This is a genomic window from Citromicrobium bathyomarinum (genome assembly GCF_038594605.1).
Classification (GTDB): domain Bacteria; phylum Pseudomonadota; class Alphaproteobacteria; order Sphingomonadales; family Sphingomonadaceae; genus Alteriqipengyuania; species Alteriqipengyuania bathyomarina_B.
The window spans coordinates 345822-364030 of record NZ_JBCFZM010000002.1 but is presented as its reverse complement, the minus strand read 5'-3'; the positions used below and the strand labels follow the sequence as shown (position 1 = coordinate 364030).

Annotated in this window: 19 protein-coding genes; 14 read left to right on the top strand and 5 right to left on the bottom strand. The window is 64.8% G+C overall.

Annotation, left to right across the window (positions count from 1 at the left end):
• Position 1: 1 nt before the first annotated feature.
• Genes AAG612_RS08790 through flgB form a run of 4 tightly spaced genes read right to left on the bottom strand, consistent with a single transcriptional unit; the run spans position 2 to position 1895 of the window.
• Complete coding sequence (locus tag AAG612_RS08790; RefSeq protein ID WP_342509344.1) at positions 2-811, bottom strand: flagellar hook-basal body complex protein; 810 nt, start codon at positions 809-811, stop codon at positions 2-4.
• 16 nt (positions 812-827) lie between these two features.
• The gene (locus tag AAG612_RS08785; RefSeq protein WP_342509342.1) at positions 828-1133 is read right to left on the bottom strand and encodes a flagellar hook assembly protein FlgD; all 306 of its coding nucleotides are present in this window, start codon (positions 1131-1133) and stop codon (positions 828-830) included.
• Positions 1130-1522 carry a flagellar basal body rod protein FlgC gene (gene flgC, locus AAG612_RS08780; RefSeq protein ID WP_342509340.1) on the bottom strand — a complete coding sequence of 131 codons (393 nt, stop codon included), beginning with the start codon at positions 1520-1522 and terminating at the stop codon, positions 1130-1132. The genes AAG612_RS08785 and flgC overlap by 4 nt, the downstream gene beginning before the upstream one ends.
• 25 nt (positions 1523-1547) lie before the next feature.
• Complete coding sequence (gene flgB, locus AAG612_RS08775; RefSeq protein ID WP_342509339.1) at positions 1548-1895, bottom strand: flagellar basal body rod protein FlgB; 348 nt, start codon at positions 1893-1895, stop codon at positions 1548-1550.
• Positions 1896-2083: 188 nt separating this feature from the next.
• On the opposite strand from flgB, the gene AAG612_RS08770 reads away from it, so the two are divergent.
• The 11 genes from AAG612_RS08770 (at position 2084) to otsA (ending at position 12323) form a co-directional block, all read left to right on the top strand.
• Positions 2084-2782 carry a MotA/TolQ/ExbB proton channel family protein gene (locus AAG612_RS08770; protein ID WP_342509337.1) on the top strand — a complete coding sequence of 233 codons (699 nt, stop codon included), beginning with the start codon at positions 2084-2086 and terminating at the stop codon, positions 2780-2782.
• On the top strand, positions 2779-3210 hold the full coding sequence (locus AAG612_RS08765) for a hypothetical protein (protein WP_342509335.1): 432 nt from the start codon (positions 2779-2781) through the stop codon (positions 3208-3210). Before AAG612_RS08770 ends, AAG612_RS08765 begins: the two co-directional genes overlap by 4 nt.
• Before the next feature lie 57 nt (positions 3211-3267).
• Positions 3268-3813, top strand: a complete 546-nt coding sequence (locus tag AAG612_RS08760; protein ID WP_342509334.1) for a flagella basal body P-ring formation protein FlgA — start codon at positions 3268-3270, stop codon at positions 3811-3813.
• 108 nt (positions 3814-3921) lie between these two features.
• Positions 3922-4206: a flagellar biosynthesis anti-sigma factor FlgM gene (gene flgM, locus AAG612_RS08755; protein WP_342509332.1), complete on the top strand. Its 285-nt coding sequence runs from the start codon at positions 3922-3924 to the stop codon at positions 4204-4206.
• A gap of 13 nt (positions 4207-4219) precedes the next feature.
• Positions 4220-4540 (top strand): hypothetical protein, encoded by a 321-nt coding sequence (locus tag AAG612_RS08750; protein WP_342509330.1) that lies wholly within the window; start codon positions 4220-4222, stop codon positions 4538-4540.
• A gap of 75 nt (positions 4541-4615) precedes the next feature.
• Positions 4616-5524 carry a transglycosylase SLT domain-containing protein gene (locus AAG612_RS08745; protein WP_342509328.1) on the top strand — a complete coding sequence of 303 codons (909 nt, stop codon included), beginning with the start codon at positions 4616-4618 and terminating at the stop codon, positions 5522-5524.
• Positions 5521-7662, top strand: coding sequence for a flagellar biosynthesis protein FlhA (locus AAG612_RS08740; protein ID WP_342509326.1), 2142 nt, complete (start codon positions 5521-5523; stop codon positions 7660-7662). Before AAG612_RS08745 ends, AAG612_RS08740 begins: the two co-directional genes overlap by 4 nt.
• Entirely contained in the window at positions 7659-8381 is a 723-nt protein-coding gene (locus AAG612_RS08735) for a sigma-70 family RNA polymerase sigma factor (RefSeq protein WP_342509325.1), read from the top strand. The genes AAG612_RS08740 and AAG612_RS08735 overlap by 4 nt, the downstream gene beginning before the upstream one ends.
• 38 nt (positions 8382-8419) lie before the next feature.
• A complete protein-coding gene (otsB, locus tag AAG612_RS08730; protein ID WP_342509323.1) occupies positions 8420-9160 on the top strand; it encodes a trehalose-phosphatase in 741 nt (246 codons plus the stop codon).
• Positions 9157-10953, top strand: coding sequence for a glycoside hydrolase family 15 protein (locus tag AAG612_RS08725; RefSeq protein ID WP_342509321.1), 1797 nt, complete (start codon positions 9157-9159; stop codon positions 10951-10953). The genes otsB and AAG612_RS08725 overlap by 4 nt, the downstream gene beginning before the upstream one ends.
• Positions 10950-12323, top strand: a complete 1374-nt coding sequence (gene otsA, locus AAG612_RS08720) for an alpha,alpha-trehalose-phosphate synthase (UDP-forming) (protein ID WP_342509319.1) — start codon at positions 10950-10952, stop codon at positions 12321-12323. Before AAG612_RS08725 ends, otsA begins: the two co-directional genes overlap by 4 nt.
• 12 nt (positions 12324-12335) lie before the next feature.
• Here otsA and AAG612_RS08715 read toward each other — a convergent pair whose 3' ends face one another.
• Positions 12336-13019 (bottom strand): queuosine precursor transporter, encoded by a 684-nt coding sequence (locus AAG612_RS08715; protein ID WP_342509317.1) that lies wholly within the window; start codon positions 13017-13019, stop codon positions 12336-12338.
• 130 nt (positions 13020-13149) lie between these two features.
• Here AAG612_RS08715 and AAG612_RS08710 point away from each other — a divergent pair, with 130 nt between their 5' ends.
• The 3 genes from AAG612_RS08710 to AAG612_RS08700 all read left to right on the top strand — a co-directional run bounded on the left by AAG612_RS08710 (position 13150) and on the right by AAG612_RS08700 (position 18132).
• Positions 13150-14463 carry a NupC/NupG family nucleoside CNT transporter gene (locus AAG612_RS08710; RefSeq protein WP_342509315.1) on the top strand — a complete coding sequence of 438 codons (1314 nt, stop codon included), beginning with the start codon at positions 13150-13152 and terminating at the stop codon, positions 14461-14463.
• 17 nt (positions 14464-14480) lie between these two features.
• On the top strand, positions 14481-15410 hold the full coding sequence (locus AAG612_RS08705; protein WP_342509314.1) for an isopenicillin N synthase family dioxygenase: 930 nt from the start codon (positions 14481-14483) through the stop codon (positions 15408-15410).
• A 250-nt stretch (positions 15411-15660) separates the two neighbouring features.
• Positions 15661-18132 (top strand): TonB-dependent receptor, encoded by a 2472-nt coding sequence (locus tag AAG612_RS08700; RefSeq protein WP_342509311.1) that lies wholly within the window; start codon positions 15661-15663, stop codon positions 18130-18132.
• Positions 18133-18209: the final 77 nt, after the last annotated feature.

Sequence of the window (18209 nt, the reverse complement as noted above, 5' to 3'; positions counted from 1 at the left end):
ATCAGGTCCGCAGGTTGATGACGGTCTGCGAGATCTGCGTCGCCGTATCGATCGCCTTGGCGTTGGCCTGGAAGTTCCGCTGCGCGGTAATCAGGCCGACCAGTTCCTCGGCGATGTCGACGTTGGAGCGCTCGAGCGCACCAGAAAGCAGCGCGCCGTACTGGCCATTGCCCGGTTCGCCGTAGCTCGCTTCGCCCGAGAAGCCGGTGCTCTGCCAGTTGGCCGAACCCACCGGCTTGAGGCCATTGGGCGCCATGAAGGAAGCGAGGGCGACCATTCCGATCGGCTCGACCGAGCCATCTGCATAGGATGCGCTCACCACACCGTCCTTGCCGACGGCGACGCCCGCATAAGCCGCGCCTGCCGCGTTTTGCGCCGGGATCTGCAGGGTTTGCAGGGTCGTGCCCGTCGGCGCACCGGTTGCATCGACCGGGAAGACCCGCAGGCCGTTACCATTGGAATCGACGATGCCGCCGCTTTCGTCGATCGTGAACGAACCGGACCGCGTATAAAGCGTCTCGCCGTTCTCGCCCGACAGGGTGAAGAACCCATCGCCCGTAACGGCCAGGTCGAGTGCCGCGCCGGTCTGTTCGAGCGGCCCGAGCGAGAAGTTCTGCGTAATCGCTTCGACCGAGGCGCCGATGCCCTGGATCGTGCGCGGATTGGCGTTGGCCGATCCCGCGACCATCTCGGAGAATTCGGTGCGCCCGCGCTTGAAGCCGTAGGTTTCCGAGTTGGCGATATTGTGCGCGATGGTGCCGAGCGACGACTGCGCGTTCTTGAGGCCGTTGAGCGAGGTGTAGAATGACATTGGTGCGACTCCTGCTTTAAAGGTCGTTGGCGGCCGGGCTGGCGCCCGCAGCCGATTGGGCAGCGATCAGCGCGTCGAGCTTGTCGACGATCTTGCCCAGCGTCTCGTTGGTTTCGGCGGTGCCCGCGAGCGAGGAGAACTGCGCCATCTGCGCCAGCATCTCCTTGTTATCGACCGGCTCGAACGGGTCCTGCTGCGCCACCTGGACGGTCAGCAGGCGCAGGAAATCGGCCTGCCCCAGCTCGTCCATCCCGCGCCCCTGCGTGGGCGTCGCGGACGTGGCGGAAGCCGCCCCGGTATAAGGGTTCACGCTTAGGGTCATTTCATCCTCATCGTTTCGAGCATCAGCTGCTTGGCGGTGGACATCGCCTCGATCATGTTGCTGTACTGGCGCGAGGCCTCCAGCATCTCGATCATCTCGGCATTCTCATCGACCGGAGCTTCCCACACATCGCCATTTTCATCGGCGAGCGGGTTGCCGGGATCGTGGCGGCGCGTGGGCGCGACATCGGCGCGCACGACCTGGTCCACGCGAACCGTGCTCATGCCGCTTGCCTGGTCGAGCTGTTCGGCAAACACCGTGCGCATCGGGCGATAGGCTTCGTCGGCGCTGCCCGCGACCGTGCCTGCATTGGCGAGATTGGACGCGGCGGTGTTCATCCGGACCATCTGCGCGGACATCGCGCGATAGCCCATTTCGAACATGGTCATGGGGGCGTTTGCGTTTCCCGGCATCCTATTCGCCCCTCAGCGAGCGTTTGATGGTGTCGACCCGGCCGCTCAGGAAACCGAGCGTGGCGGTATAGGCGACCGCGTTCTCCGCGAAGGCGGCCTGTTCGGTCCCCATCTCCACGGTGTTGCCGTCGAGGCTGGCCATGGTGGGAATGCGATAGACGGTCGCACGGCTTGCCGCGCTATCGGTATCGTTGCCCGCAAGGCGTGCCTGCAGCGCGGCGCCGAAATCGATGTCTCGCGCCTTGTAACCGGGGGTGCCCGCGTTCGCGATGTTGGAGCCGAGCACCGCCATGCGCTGCGCACGCACTTCCAGTGCCGCTCCATGTATGCCGAAAAGGCCTTCGCTCATTGCATCAACTCCGCCTGGGTTCGGTGGGCGTTTCGTGTTCGCCGGTATCTAAGCAAAGGGCGTGCCAGTTTGCGTGAATGGCGCGGAATCGCTGGATCTGCGAGGGAGGGCGGCAAGCGCTTGCCGGTCGGCGGCAAAAAATCGGCGCCGCGCTGAAAAAGCGCCGGTGCGCGGTCGTTCTATGCTCCGTGGAAAATCTCGCGACCCTGATCGACCAGTGGCTGGACCCGATCGCGCTCGGCATCGTGCTGGGCGGGACGCTGCTCGCGACCCTGCTGCGATGCGGCTTCGCACAGGCGCGGCTGGCGGTCGGGAAGGTCTGTGCGCTGGCGCGGCCTGCCTTCGATCCTGCGCAGGCGAAGGCCGAACTGGCGAAACAGATCGGCGAGATCCGCAAACAGGGCATCCTGCGTGCCGAGCCGGTCCGTTCGGGTGACGCGGATCTCGACTCGCTTGCCGATACGCTCGCCACGCGCCGCTCGCTCGAACAGCTGCATGCCGATCACGAAAGCCACCGGCGCCAGCGGATCGAGGCCGCACGCACGGCGATGCACGTGCTCGCGCATGCGGCGGAGCTTGCGCCCGTGCTGGGCCTCGCGGGAACGCTGGTTGCGCTGGGCACGATGCCGGGCGGGAGCGAGACCTCCGCTGCCAGCGAGGTCGGCATGACCGGCGCGATCGCCATGGCGGTCGTCACTACCCTTTATGGTATTGCCGCGGCGAACTTCCTGTTCGGGCCGCTGGCCGCCGCGATCGAGCGTCGCTCCGAACGTGAAGAGCGCGACCGGCAGGCGGTCATCGACTGGCTTGAGCAGGCCGTGCGGCGGACCATGCCCCGGGCTGCGGCAATGCCTCAGTCTGTATCCGGCCTGCGCAGAGCCTCGTGAGCATCCGTGGTTTCTCCGGCTGGCAGACGGCGCTCGCGGATCTGGCGCTGATCCTGTTCGTGGTGGTCGCTGCCGCGCATCGCGAAGGTGCGGCGGATACCGCGCCGCAAGATGCGCCCGATCCGATCGAACTGGCGTTGGGCCAGCCGATGGCGGTATTCCGCCAGGGCGGCGATGCCGATCTGACCCGCTGGCTGGCGACCCGCGAGCTTGCGCAGGGCGAGATTGCAACGGTCATCGTGCGCCACGAGCCGGGCCGTGCGGCGCATGCCGTGGACGAGGCCACGACGCTGCTCGCCGAGATCGAGCGGACGGGGAAGGAAGCGCGCCTGCTGGTCGAGACTTCGCGCTTTCCCGAGACGCTGGTGGTGATCGCCCACGATCAACATGCATCGGCCGAAGCCGGGATGGCACGGAAATTGCAGTAACGCGGTAGCAATGGCGGGTCGCTCCCGCCGCATAATGCTATTCCGGAGTATTGCACCATGCACAAGATTTCTGCCCTGCTCGCCACCGGCTTGCTGACCTTTACCGGCCTTGCAGCTTCTTCCGCTGCCGCGAATGCACCGATGGACCCGGCCGAGATCGACCGGGCGGTGGCGCAGTTCACCGGCGCCGGGATTGGCCAGCCGGGCGGCGCGCGCCTGCCGGTCGACCGGCGGATGCGCCTCAATCCTTGTGGCTCGCCGCTGCTGCTCGAATGGTATGGCAAGGCGCGCGAGAGCGTGCAGGTCCAGTGCCCCGATGCGGGCTGGCGGATTTACGTCGCGGTGGCGCAGGCTCAGGGCCCTTCTGGGGCGGCAACGCAGCCCGGGCAGGCGGATGCAGGCGGCGAGATCGTCATCAGCCGTGGCGAGACCGTCTCGATCATCGTCGCGGGTGGCGGTTTTTCGCTCTCGCGTCAGGCGGTTGCGATGGAAGAGGGCGCGGTGGGTTCGTGGATCAAGGTCCGCCCCACGCAGGACAAGAAGGCCGATCCGGTCCGCGCACAGGTCGTCCGCCCCGGTCAGGTCGCCGTGCGCCTCCGCTAAAAAACGACCAAAAAAGTTGCCGGGGCCTTAAAGCCCGCTGGCGCGTGTCGTTCTTAGTCCCGTAACCGCCATTCACCCACGGGTGGCAAGGAAAGTGGAGCAATAGCAATGCGAGATTTCGGATTGCCGGAAATCGGGGGACCAGCTGGATTGCGCCGCGGTGTCGCGCCGGTCGAGCGTGTCTCCGCTGTGCAGAAGCCAGCCGATCAGACGGCCGAAGCGCAGGCGATGAGCGCGGTCGTCGCGCCGAGCGCGGGCGATCAGGCTCCGATCGACGGCGATCGGGTGGCGCAGATTCGCCAGGCCATCGAGAGTGGGTCCTATCCTTTGAATTCCAACGAAATTGCCGACGGCATCATTGCCTCCGGCCTGTTCCAGATCGTCGGCGAATAGGGCCTGCACGAACATGACGACCCGTAGCGCCCTGCGGCAAATGCTTGCCCTGCTGGAAGGAGAGCGGCAGGCTCTTGCCGCTCTCGATCTCGAACGCATCAACACTTGTTCCAGCGGCAAGATCGAGCTGTGCGACCGGCTCGACAAGGTTCGCCCCGAAGATCTGGACGAGGAATGCCTCGGCCTGCTCGACGCGGTGCGGCGCCTCAACACGATTAACCGGCGGCTGCGCAACCTGATCGCCACGAATGTGCAGTCGCGCATCGATTCGATGGCCGGTGCGCCTGGCACCTATTCCGGCGGCCGCGCACCGATGGCTCCGCAAACCATCTGAGCGAAGCGCGCCGACCTCCACGGTTTGGCATGGACCTTGCTTAACTCCTCGGGATAGCAATTCCCGAGAGGTCACGTGCCCACTGCCAGCCCAGTACCAGCAATACAGGCCGCCACCACGCCCGTCGCCGATCGCGATGTGCGCGCGGCGATTGCTCGCGCCTCGCAAAGCACGGGCGTCGACTTCGACTACCTTCTTGCGCAAGCGAAGCTGGAATCCGGGCTCGACCCCGATGCTAAGGCCCGCACATCCAGCGCGACCGGCCTTTATCAGTTCATCGATTCCACCTGGCTGCGCACGATGGATCGCCACGGCGACAAGTACGGGCTGAGCTGGGCGACCGACCGCATCGCACCCGGCGGCGCGGTGGCCGATCGCGGCACGCGCGACCAGCTGCTCTCGCTACGCTACGATGCAGATGTCTCCGCACTGATGGCGGCGGAGCTGGCGCGCGACAATACGACCGGGCTCAAGGGTTTTCTCGGCCGCGAGCCGGAACCCGCCGAGCTATACCTTGCACATTTCCTCGGCCTGGGCGGGGCGCAGAAGTTCCTCGGTGCCTATCGCACCGATGCGGGCCAGTCTGCCGCCGCGCTGATGCCGAAGGCGGCGAGCGCCAATCGGCCGATCTTCTACGACCAGGGTCGCGAGCGTTCGGTCGCCGAGGTGATGAGCCTGATGCAGACCAAGGTTGCCAAGGCGATGGAGCAGGGCGGCGCGATGCCGTTCTCTTCCGGCGCCGCTCCGGGCGTGGGCGGCATTCCCCAGGAATTCGCGGCTGCGCGCTACGCCAGCTCCGCGATGATACCGGGCCGCTCTGTGCGCGCATCGGCGATGGCGGCACCCGCCGGTGCGCAGGCGCGGCCGTCGATGGCCGACACATTGCGCTCGACCTTCGGCACCGCCGGGGCGGACGATATTGGGGGGCGCGCGCGCATGCGGATCGATGAAGCCTACGGCAAATTCGCGGCGTTCGGCCTGTGAAGCTGCCCGCCGTCATCTCGCCCGCGCTCGCGCTTCCCGCCGGCATCCTCGCGGTCATCGTGCTGATGGTCGTGCCGATCCCGGCGCTGATGCTCGACCTATTCTTCGTGCTCAATATCGCGCTGTCGGTCTCGATCCTGATGGCCGCGATGAATGCACAGAAGCCATTGGACTTCTCGTCCTTCCCCTCGGTCCTGCTGTTCGCGACGCTGATGCGCCTCGCATTGAACGTCGCCTCGACCCGCATCGTGCTCCTCAACGGGCACGAGGGCGGGGATGCGGCGGGCAAGGTGATCGAGGCCTTCGGCGCCTTCCTGATCGGCGGCAACTTCGCGGTCGGGATCATCGTCTTCATCATTCTGACCATCATCAACATGGTGGTGGTGACCAAGGGTGCGGGCCGCGTATCCGAAGTGACCGCGCGTTTCACGCTCGACGCCTTGCCCGGCAAGCAGATGGCGATCGACTCCGACCTCGCCGCCGGTCTGATGACCGCCGAAGAAGCCAAGGCCCGCCGGCGCGAGATCGCGACCGAGGCCGATTTCTACGGTTCGATGGATGGTGCGAGCAAGTTCGTGAAGGGCGATGCGATCGCCGCGCTGCTGATCCTCATCGTCAACATCATTGCCGGGCTCGTGCTGGGCATGAGCATGTATGGCTTGTCTGCGGGCGAAGCCGGCTCGGTCTATGTCACGCTGGCGGTGGGCGACGCGCTGGTCGCTTCGATCCCGGCGCTGCTGCTGTCGATCGCCGCCGCCGTGATCGTCACCCGCGTCTCCGACACGCGCGACCTGACCGGGCAGATCGGCGGACAGCTGGCGGATTCGAAAATCTGGCTGCCGGTCGGCTGCATCCTTGCGGCGATCGGCTGTATCCCCGCGATGCCGCAGATGATCTTCCTGCCGCTGGCCGCAGGCGCGCTGCTGTTGTGGCGCGGCCTCAACAAGCGCGAGCAGGCGGCAGCCGTCTTCGTGCCCGAGCCCGAAGAAACGCCCGATCCTTCGCGCATCTCGATTTCCGAGGTGTCGGACCAGACGCTGGTTACCATCCAGCTCGGCTACGGGCTCGTCCAGCTGGCCGACGACAAGAACGGCGCTCCGCTGGTCGCCCGCCTCACGGGCCTGCGCAAGCAGATGTGCCAGGCTTTCGGCTTCGTCGTCCCGCAATTCCGCATCGCCGACAGTTTCGACATCGCGCCCGACGAGTATCGCATCATGCTGGGCGGAGCACCCGTCGGCTCGGGCACCCTGCGTGCAGGCAAGCTGCTGGCGATCGACACCGGCGAAGTGCTCGACGGGCAGGTCTTGCCGGGCGAGGCTACCAAGGACCCGAGTTTCGGCTGCGATGCGAAGTGGATCGACGAAGGCTCACGCGATCTTGCGGTCGCAGAAGGCTATCTCGTGGTCGATCCCGAAAGCGTCATCGCCACGCAGGTCCACCAGCTCCTCGCAGGCCGAGCGGCCGAATTGCTGGGGCCTGACCAGGTGCGCGAACTGCTCGACCTGCTGCGCGAACGCCATTCGCAGCTGATCGACACGATCACCCCGCAGCCCTTGTCGCTCGCCGCGATCACCGCGGTGCTCAAGGCGCTGCTCACGGACGGCATCTCGCTCACCCATTCGGTGCGGGTCTTCTCCAGCCTGTCGCAGGCCGCGCAGCGCAGCAACGATCCGTTGCAGATCCTCGAACTGATGCGGACCGATCTGGGCACCATGCTGGTCGGCAATATCTGCGGACCGAACGAGCGGCTGCCGGTCGTTACCCTCGCTGCACAGCTGGAAGAGATGGTCGTGGGCGGAATGCAGGACCCCACCACCGGAGAGATCGTGATCGAACCCGATCTCGCGCGGTCGATCGGGGAACGGATCGCCGCACTGTTGCAAAGCCGCCCGCCCGGTGCGCGCACGCCCACGCTGGTCGTCCAGCCGCGCGCCCGCCGCGCCCTTGCCGCGCTGCTCAAGCTGCGCGCGCCGAACATGCTCGTCCTGTCGATCAACGAATTGCCCGCCGCCCAGCCGATCGAGGTGATCGCGGTGATCGGCGACGATACAGAGCAGGTTGCGCAAGCGCAGCAACCCCAGCTCCCGCCCCCCGGACAGCATGACAATCCGCAAGAACATGAGGCGCTTGCCGCATGAAGCACGATCACTCCAACTTCGCCGTCCGCCAGGCCTATGGCTCCACCGTGCAGCAGAAGGTGACGCAGTTCCTGCCGCTCGTTCGCAAGCTCGCGTGGCATTACCAGGGCCACGGCAGCGCCACGATCGACGTCGACGATCTGATGCAGGCGGGGATGATGGCGCTGACCGAGGCCGCCCAGCGCCACGACCGGCCGAGCGACGACGGCTTTGCCGCCTACGCCAAGATGCGCGTGCGCGGAGCGATGGTAGACATGCTGCGCGGCCAGTCGCACCGCCCGCGCAGCGCCGGGAGCTGGACGCGCAAACGCGATGCCGCCGAACAGACCCTGCGCACCGAGCTGGGCCGCGCGCCCGATTCGGCGGAGATGGCACGGGCGATGGAAATGCCGCTCGACCGGTACGAAGCGATGCGATTCGCCGCCTCGACCACCTCGACCTCGATCGAGGAATGCTATTCGGACAGCGATACGGCCTTCGGCGATGACCGGCCCGACCCCGAGCAGAACCTGCTCGCCAGTGAAGACAGCGGCGTTCTGGCAGGGGCTATCGCAGCGCTGCCGGAGCGGTTGCAGCTGGTCCTCAAGCTCTATTTCATCGAAGAGCTGAACCTGAACGAGATCGCCGCCGTGCTCGGCGTCAGCGTGCCGCGGGTCCATCAGCTGAAGGCCGATGCGCTCAAGAAAGCGCGGGTCGCGATGGTCGGGCAGACCGAATAGTTTGCACTGCAACATGCCTTGCCTTTATGGGCAGGCGAATGGTTGCAGATCCTCTCGGACCACCGCCCGCGCTGGGCGAGATCGCACGGCCTTCGCTGTTCCTCGATTTCGACGGCACGCTCGTCGATCTGGCGCCATCGCCCGACGGTATCAGCGTGCCCGAACACCTTTCAGACGCGCTGGAGCGCAAGGCGAGCGCGCTCGACGGGCGGCTCGCCATCGTCACCGGGCGCTTCATCGAGGATATTCGCAGCCACCTGCCCGAATGCGCGGTCGTGTTGAGCGGATCGCATGGGGCCGAGATCACGAGCCCCGACGGGTCTTCGGTGGCCGAACGCGAAGTGCCGCGCGTCGACGATGCGGCGCTGGACGCGGCGCGGGACTTTGCCGCCGGGATCGACGGCCTCGTCCTCGAGGAAAAGGCGCTGGGCTTCGGCCTCCATTATCGCGCATCGCAGGACCGGGCCGAGGATATTCGCGAATTCGCCCGCGGCTTGGCGCGCGAGCACGACCTGCATCTGCGCCCCGGCAAGATGCTGGTCGAGCTGACCACCACCGACGCCACCAAGGGCGACGGGGTGCGCGCGATCATGCGCCAGCCGCCATTCAGTGGCGGCATGCCGATATTCGTGGGCGACGACACCACCGACGAGGATGGCTTTGCCGCTGTCGATGAGATGGGCGGCTTCGGCATTCTGGTTGGCGAAAAGCGCGAAACAAAAGCGCGCTTCCATCTGTTCGACGTAGCAGCGGTACATAAATGGCTGGAGATTGAATGACCCAAACGCCCCGTAGCTCTCTCGAACTCTGGCCCGTCGGCAATTGCCAGGTCACCGGCCTGCTCGACGAGACCGGCGGGCTCGTCTGGGGCTGCGTGCCCCGTGTCGATGGCGATCCCGTGTTCTGTGCGCTGATGAACGGGGACAATCAGAGCGAGGGCGTGTGGCGGATCGGGCTGGAGGGCCTCGTCTCGTCTAGCCAGGAATACCTGCGCAACACGCCGATCCTCAAAACCCGCCTCGAAGCCGAGGATGGCAGCGCGGTCGAGATCCTCGACTTCGCGCCGCGTTTCCGCCGGTCGGGCCGGATGTACCGCCCCGTCGCCTTCGCGCGGATCGTGCGGCCCGTCGCGGGAACGCCGCGGATCACGGTCAACCTCTCGCCGATGAAGAACTATGGCGAGGCGGTGGCCGAGACGACCAACGGCACCAACCATATCCGCTATCTCGTCGGCCCGCAGGCACTGCGCCTCACCACCGATGCGGCGGTCGGTTATGTGCTGGAGAAGCGCACCTTCCGGCTCGAGAACGACCTGCATTTCTTCCTCGGCCCGGACGAGCCCTTCAGCAGCAATGTCGGCCATGAGCTGGAAACCATGCTCGAGCTGACCGACCATTACTGGCGGCACTGGGTGCGCGGCCTTGCGACCGTGATGGAGTGGCAGGAAGCGATCATCCGAGCGGCGATCACGCTCAAAATATGCCAGCACGAGGAAACCGGCGCGATCGTCGCCGCGCTGACCACCTCGATCCCCGAGGCGCCTGGGAGCGAGCGCAACTGGGACTACCGCTACTGCTGGATTCGCGATGCCTATTACACGGTGCAGGCGCTGAACCGGCTGGGCGCGCTCGACGTACTGGAAAAGTATCTCGCGTACCTGCGCAACATCGTCGACAATGCCAAAGGCGGCGCGGTCCAGCCGCTCTATTCGGTCATGGGCGAGGCGCAGCTGGACGAGAGTTTTGCCGAGAATCTGGCGGGTTATCGGGGCATGGGCCCGGTGCGTAAGGGCAACGCCGCCTATCATCAGGTACAGCACGATGCCTATGGTCAGATCGTGCTCCCCACGGTGCAGGCATTTTTCGACCAGCGGCTTTACCGCATGGCGGACAAGGCGGATTTCGAAAGCCTCGAACAGGTCGGCGAGATGGCGTGGAAAATGCACGACCAGCCCGACGCAGGACTGTGGGAATTCCGCACCCGGCAGGAGGTCCACACCTATTCGGTCCTGATGAGCTGGGCGGCCTGCGGGCGCATCGCCACCGTCGCGGACCGGCTTGGCCTGACCGAAAAGGCGGAGTTCTGGCGCGACCGGGCGGCGAGGATCCGCGACAAGATCGAAAGCGAGGCCTGGAACGAGGAAGGCCAGCACTATGCCTCCGCGCTGGGGGGCAAGCATCTCGATGCAAGCCTGTTGCAAATGATCGACCTGGGCTTCCTGAAGCCCGAGGACGAGCGCTTTCAACTGACCTTCGCGGCCGTCGAGAAGGGGTTGAGGCGTGGCGAGCATATGCTTCGCTACGATGCGGAAGACGATTTCGGGCTGCCCGAAACGGCCTTCAATATCTGCACCTTCTGGCTGATGGAGGCGCTCCATCTCGCAGGCCGGGAGGAAGAGGCGCGCGCCCTGTTCGAGACGATGCTGTCGCACCGCACCAAGTCGGGCCTGCTGTCCGAGGATCTCGATTTTAACAATGGAGAACTCTGGGGCAATTTCCCCCAGACCTACTCTTTGGTGGGTATCATCAACTGCGCCACCCTGCTGTCCAAACCCTGGAGTGTCATCCGATGAGCCGCCTTATCGTCGTATCGAACCGCGTTTCCGTACCCAAGGCGCGCGGGGTGGCTGGATCGCAGGGCGGGCTGGCGGTGGCGCTCGGCTCCGCGCTGAAAGAGCGGCGCGGGATCTGGTTCGGCTGGTCGGGCAAGGAAACCGAAACCTATACCGGCGACCTCAACATGCAGAAGAACGAGGGCGTCACCACCGCGACCATCGATCTCGAGCCGCAGGACGTCGACGAATATTACAACGGCTACGCCAACCGGACGCTGTGGCCGCTGTTCCACTACCGCGTCGATCTGGCGGAGTATGAATCGGGCTTCGGCAAGGGGTATGAGCGGGTCAACCAGCGCTTTGCCGACAGCCTGGGCCCGCTGATCGACCCCGAGGATATGGTGTGGGTCCACGACTACCACCTGATGCCGCTCGGCAGCCGGCTGCGCGAACGCGGCAACAAGAACCGGATCGGCTTCTTCCTCCATATTCCGTGGCCGCCGCGCAACCTGCTGGTCGCGCTGCCATTTCACGAGCGGCTGGTGCTGACCATGCTCGACTACGACCTGATCGGCTTTCAGGACGAGGAATCGGTCGACAGCTTTCTCGGCTATTGCCGCAAGGAATTGCAGGCCGATGTGACCGACGATGGCGTGGTGACCTATGACGGCCGGTCGGTGAAGGTCGCCGCTTTTCCGATCGGGCTCGATTACGACGAATTCCTCGAAGGCGGGCAGACCGGCGATGCGCGTCAGGCGGAACAGCGGATGCGCTCGAGCTCGCGCCATCGCAAGGTGATCATCGGGGTCGACCGCCTCGACTATTCGAAGGGCCTGCCCGAACGCTTCGATGCGCTGGGGCGCTTCTTCGATAGCTATCCCGACCGGGTGAAGGAAACGCTCTACGTCCAGATCGCACCGCCGTCGCGGCAGGACGTGGCGACCTATCAGCGCATCCGCAACACGCTGGAACAGAAGGCGGGCCAGATCAACGGCGAGCGCTCGGAAGTCGATATGGTCCCGATCCGCTACGTCAACCGCGGCTATTCGCGCCAGGAGCTGTTCGGCATCTACCGTTCCGCGCATGTGGGGCTGGTGACGCCCTTGCGCGACGGGATGAATTTGGTCGCCAAGGAATATGTCGCCGCGCAGGACCCGGAGGACCCGGGTGTGCTCGTTCTATCCAAATTCGCGGGCGCGGCGGAGCAGTTGACCGATGCTGTGCTAATCAATCCGCACAGCATGGAAGAGACGAGCGAGGCGATCCGCACCGCGCTCGACATGCCGCTGGAAGAGCGCAAAGCGCGCTGGGAAAAGCTCAACGAGGTGATCAAGACCACCAGTGTCGAGCAATGGCGGGCCGATTTCGTCGACGCGTTGAGCGCCTGATCTTGCGCGGGCTCAGGTGGCCGTAAGCGGTGCCCGGCCATCGCCTGCCAGCTTTACCAGCAGCCAGATGATCAGCGGGACGAAGATGAAGCTCAATACGACCTTGGCGATTGCCTGGCCGATCAGCAGCGGCACGATGTCGAACTGGCCGTAAAAGGCGACCGTGATGAAGATCAGCGTGTCGACCGCCTGGCTGATCGCCGAGGCGAAACCGCCGCGCAGCATCATCCACAACCCGCCACCCCCATCGCCGGACCCGCGCAGCCGCTCGAACAGCCACACGTTGAGGAACAGCGAAACGCCGTAGGCGATAGGCCCCGCGATCATGATCCGCCCGGTCTGACTGAGCACGGTTTCGAACGCGGCGAGGTTCTCCGCGGGCATCTGCGGGCTGGGCGGGAAGGCGAGCACGAGCTGAATCAGCAGGATCGAGAGGCCGAGCGGGGCGAACCCCCAGAAGACCAGCTTGTTGGCGGTCGCCCCCCCGTAGAGCTGCGAAATCGTGCTCGACAGCGCGACCAGCATCAGGAACGCGATGATCCCCGCCTCCACCGCTAGCGTGGTGAAGCCCAGCGGCAGCGCGATCTGCTTGAAGCCGAGCACGCCGGCCAGCACGGTCATCCCGCCATAGAGCAGGGCAAAAACGAACAGCGGGCGGGGAATCCCCGAGGCCGCAGCGGGAGGTGTCTGGTCCATCTTCACCCGCTTATGTTCGGGCAGGGAAAAAAGAAAGCCATCGGGAACCGATTTGCCCCGCCCGAATTGACTACTACCTTCGAACAGGCGAAGGGGGCGGTCACCTTCTGCGGACGACCGAAAGCAACATATGCCGCCCGTGCTTGCCAGTCTTACGGGGATCGTCGCGATCCTCGCCTTCGCCTTCCTGATTTCCAACGCCAAAACCAAGATTCGTCTGAGGATCGTGGTTTCCGCGTTCGCACTTCAGGCGCTGCTGGCGTTCCTCATCCTGCGCACCACGGGTGGGCGGATGGTGATTCGCGAGATGAGCAACGGTGTTGCCGCGCTTCTTTCATACGCGGATGCGGGCACGGCGTTTCTGTTCGGAGCGGATAATCCGCTGTCAAACACCTTCGCGCTGGGTGCCCTGCCGGTCATTGTGTTCTTCGCCGCGCTGGTCTCCATCCTCTACCATCTCGGCATCATGCAGCTGATCGTGCGCTGGCTGGGCGGGGCGATCGGCTTCCTGACCGGGGTCAGCAAGGTCGAAGCGCTGGGATCGGCGGCCAATATCTTCGTCGGCCAGTCGGAAAGCCCGCTGGTCGTCCGGCCCTATCTCGCCGCGCTCGCGCCGAGTCGCCTGTTCACGCTGATGACGGTGGGCATGGCGGGCGTTGCTGGCACGATCCTCGCTGCATATGCGGGTCTGCTCGGCAACGAATACCTGCCCTTCCTGCTTGCCGGCGCCTTCATGTCCGCCCCCGGCGGTATCCTGATGGCCAAGATCATCATGCCCGACGTCGAAGACGCTTCGCCCGAGGCAGAGGGCGAGCTTGCCCTGCCTCGAGGCCGGATCAGCGCGGAAGGCCCCGCGGCCATTACCGAGCAGCGCGAGGCACACGAAGTGAAGGTCGCCGAAACCTTCGAGGACGGCGAGCGCCCTGCCAATGTGATCGAGGCCGCCGCACAGGGCGCGCAAACCGGCGTCAAGCTGGCTGTTGCGGTAGGGGCGATGGTGCTTGCCTTCGTCGCGCTGGTCGCGCTTGCCAATGGTCTGCTCGGCTGGGCGGGCAGCTGGTTCGGCTATGGCGAACTCTCGTTCCAGCAGCTGCTCGGCTATGTCTTCGCCCCGATCATGTTCCTGATCGGCGTGCCATGGGAAGACGCAGGGCTCGCCGGAGGATTGTTCGGCACCAAGATCGTGCTCAACGAATTCGTCGCCTTTATCGAGCTCGGCCAGCTCGATGCCGCCGCCATTTCCGAACGGACCCGGGCGATCATCACCTTTGCGCTATGCGGCTTTGCCAATTTCAGCTCCATCGCGATCCAGATGGCCGTCACCGGGGGGCTCGCGCCCAATCAGCGCCCGGTCATCGCGAAGCTCGGCCTGCGCGCGCTGGTCGCCGGGTCGCTCGCCAACCTCATGAGCGCGGCGCTCGCCGGGCTTTTCCTTCCCGCCTGATTTTCCAGAGCCCGCTTATGTCCGATATCGCATCCGTCTCGCTCGACCGCCCGCTGGAAGACATCGCCCGCGATCTGGGCAATAGTTTCGCCGAGTTCGGCTTCGGGATCGTGCGCGATCACGGGATCGGCGACGATCTGGTCGCGCGTGCGCAGGCCGCCAGCGAAGCCTTCTTCGCCCTGCCCGAAGAGACCAAGCGCGCTTACAAGATCGCAGGCAAGGCGGGCGCGCGCGGCTACACGCCGTTCGGGCAGGAACAGGCCAAGGACGCGCAGGTCTTCGATCTCAAGGAATTTTGGCACGTCGGACGCGATTTGCCCGAAGGGCACGCGCTGGCCCAGTTCATGGAGCCCAATGTCTGGCCGAGCGAAGTGCCCGAATTCGAATCCGCGATGCGCGGGATATTCGCTGCCTTTGAGGCAACCGGGCGGCGCGTGCTGTCGGCCATCGCGATCCATCTGGGTCTGGATGCGGCCTTCTTCGATCCGACGATCGAGGACGGCAACTCGGTTCTGCGGCTGCTGCGCTATCCTCCCTTGCCCGAGGACGCGCCCGACGGCGCGATCCGCGCGGCCCCGCACGGCGACATCAACGCGATCACCCTGCTGCTCGGCGCGGAAGAGGCGGGGCTCGAACTCCTGACGCAGAAGGGCGAATGGCTCGCGGTCAGCCCGCCGCCGGGCGCGCTGGCGGTCAATATCGGCGACATGCTGGAACGGCTGACCAACGGGCACCTGCGCTCGACCACCCACCGCGTTGTCAATCCGCGCGGCGAGGCGGTGCGTCGGACGCGCTATTCGATGCCGTTTTTCCTGCACTTCCGGCCCGACTTCGAGATCGCGCCGCTCCCCTCCTGCGTGCCCGCAGGGGCGCAGGGCGATGCGCCCGAACCGATTCTGGCGCATGACTTCCTGATGCAGCGCCTGCGCGAGATCAAACTCGCCTGACGATCGTCCGTATGCGTGGTTGCAATGCAACAATCACGATATTGCTGCGCGTGTTGCAGTGCGGCAACACTGCAAAACCACTGATTTTGCCCGGGTTTCACCCCCACTTGCAATAATTGCATCACCAGCGCGACTTTGCGTAATTTGCTTGTCACATAATTGATCTTAAGCGCCCCTCGACCGGCCCAGGGGGGTCGGCCCGCATATTTACAATCCATTTTCGCTAGAGCGTCCTCAAAGGGGTCTTTCCATGAAGCTCAAGTATCTGCTGGCAACCAGTGTTGTCGGCCTTTCCGCCGCCGCCGCCTCGGCACCGGCCTATGCCCAATCGACCGGTTCGGTCGAGTTCGAAGAGGGCACCACCATCGTCGTCAGCGGTACGCGCGAACAGGACGTGGGGGGGGTCGAAATTCCCCAGACGCCCAAGGCTAAGCAGGAGCTCAATGAAGAGATCATCCGCCGCCAGCGCCCCGGCCAGACGGTCAACGACATCGTCAACCTCGTCCCCGGCGTCAGCTTCCAGAACAACGACCCCTGGGGTTCGTCGGGCGGCAGCTTCACCATCCGCGGCTTCGCCGACGATGCGATCTCGCAGACCCTCGACGGCCTGCCGCTGAACGACTCGGGCAACTACGCGCTCTACACCAACCAGCAGGTCGATCCCGAAGTGCTGGAATCGGTCAGCGTCAACCTCGGTGCGACCGACGTCGACAGCCCGACCGCTTCGGCCGTTGGCGGTACGATCAACATCCGTACCCGCGAACCTTCCGACATCTTCAAGATCACCTCGACCATGTCCTTCGGCGATGTGATTGCGCGCGGTAACGACCGTAGCCGCCCTTACATGCGCGGTTTCGTGATGGTCGACACCGGCGACATCACCGGCGGTGGCCTGAAGGCCTTCGGTTCGGCCAGCTACACCCGCTACGACAACGCCTTCAACAACTACGGCGTCATCGAGAAGCAGCAGTACAACGGCCGCATCTGGCAGGACCTGGGCTCCAACGGCGACTTCATCGCGGTGGCCGGTCACTACAACGAAAACCGCAACAACTTCGCCGGTTCGGTGTCCATCAACAGCATCACCGATCCGGAAAGCCGCTTCTACAGCGTCGACGACAATTGCACCGTCGATCTGCCGAGCCCCGGTGGGCGCGACATCGACAACAATTGCGGTGCTTCGTTCGATCGTCGTTACAATCCGTCGAACACCGGCAACATCCGTGGTTCGTCGCGCTTCACGCTGACCGACAACCTGATCCTGACGGTCGATCCGAGCTGGCAGTACGTCAAGGCGAACGGCGGCGGCGACGAAGAACTGCTCGAGCAGCGTTGCTACCTCAACGCGGACGGCAATTGCACGACCACCCCGAATGGCACGACCGGCTACACCGGCTTCTTCGACAATGATGCGAACGGCCGCCAGTACTACTTCGGCCGCGATCTCAACGGCGACGGCGACACGCTGGACGAAGTGACCGGTCACGATCCGAGCCAGACGCGCACGCGCCGGGTCGGCGTGATCGCCAACCTTGCGTACGAGATCAATCCGAACCACCTCGTCCGTCTTGCCTACACCTACGACGACGCCGATCACCGCCAGACCGGCCAGACCTCGGTCGCGCTGTCGAACGGTGAAATTCGCGACGTTTTCCCGGTCAACGATCCGCTCTTCACGGTCGACGGTTTCCAGCTGAACAAGCGTAACCGCCAGTCCTATGCGATCCTGCATCAGGTTTCGGGCGAATATCGCGGCACCTTCGGCGATCTCACCACCGTGATCGGCCTGCGTGCGCCGTTCTTCACCCGTGAGCTGAACCAGTACTGCTACACGCTCGACGCTGGCGGCGATCTTGCCTGCTTCGAGAACCAGGACCCGGCGGACTTCCTCGCCGGCAACCCGGATGCGGTGGCGCCGACCGAGCGTACCTACAAGTACGACGATCTGCTCCCGAACGTGGGTCTGGTATACGACTTCGGTTCCGCATCGGTCTTCGCCAACTACGCGAAGGGCCTGTCGGTCCCGGGTACGGACGTGCTGTACAACTCGCTGTTCTTCGCGGCGACCAACCCCGACGCGCAGCCCGATCCGGAAACCACCGACTCGTTCGATGGCGGCTTCCGTTACCAGACCGGTAACATCCAGGCACAGATCGCTGGCTATTACACGATCTACAGCGATCGTCTTGCCACCGCCTACGATCCGGTTCTGGACGAAACCGTCTTCCGTAACCTTGGCCGCGTGGACAAGTATGGTGTCGACGCCAGCGTCGCCTTCCAGCCGAACCGCAACCTGCTTTTCTACCTGTTCGGTTCGATCAACGAATCGGAAATCAAGGATGACGTGCAGCTTGGTGCGGGCTCCTTCGCCGACACGGCAGGCAAGAACGAATCGGGTGCTCCGCTGTGGTCGGTCGGTGGCCGTACGCAGTACAACCTCGGTCCGATCGAAATCGGCATACAGGCCAAGCACACTGGCAAGCGCTACGTGAACGACATCAACACCGCAGAAGTTGGTGGCTACACGCTGGTCGATGCCGACATCCGCTGGGTCATCGGCGAGAATCCCTTCGGCGACGACGTGGCGCTGCAGCTGAACGTCACCAACATCCTCGACGAAGTCTATGTCGGTGGTTTCGGTGGTGGTCTGACCAGCACCAGCCCGTTCGTGCAGATCGGCCCGCCCCGCGCGGCCAGCATCTCGCTGCTGTTCGGCTTCTAAGCCCAACCGACCATCGGGTTTGAAAAGCGGCGGCCTCCCTCCCGGGAGGTCGCCGTTTTTCGTTGGCGTCCGGCGTG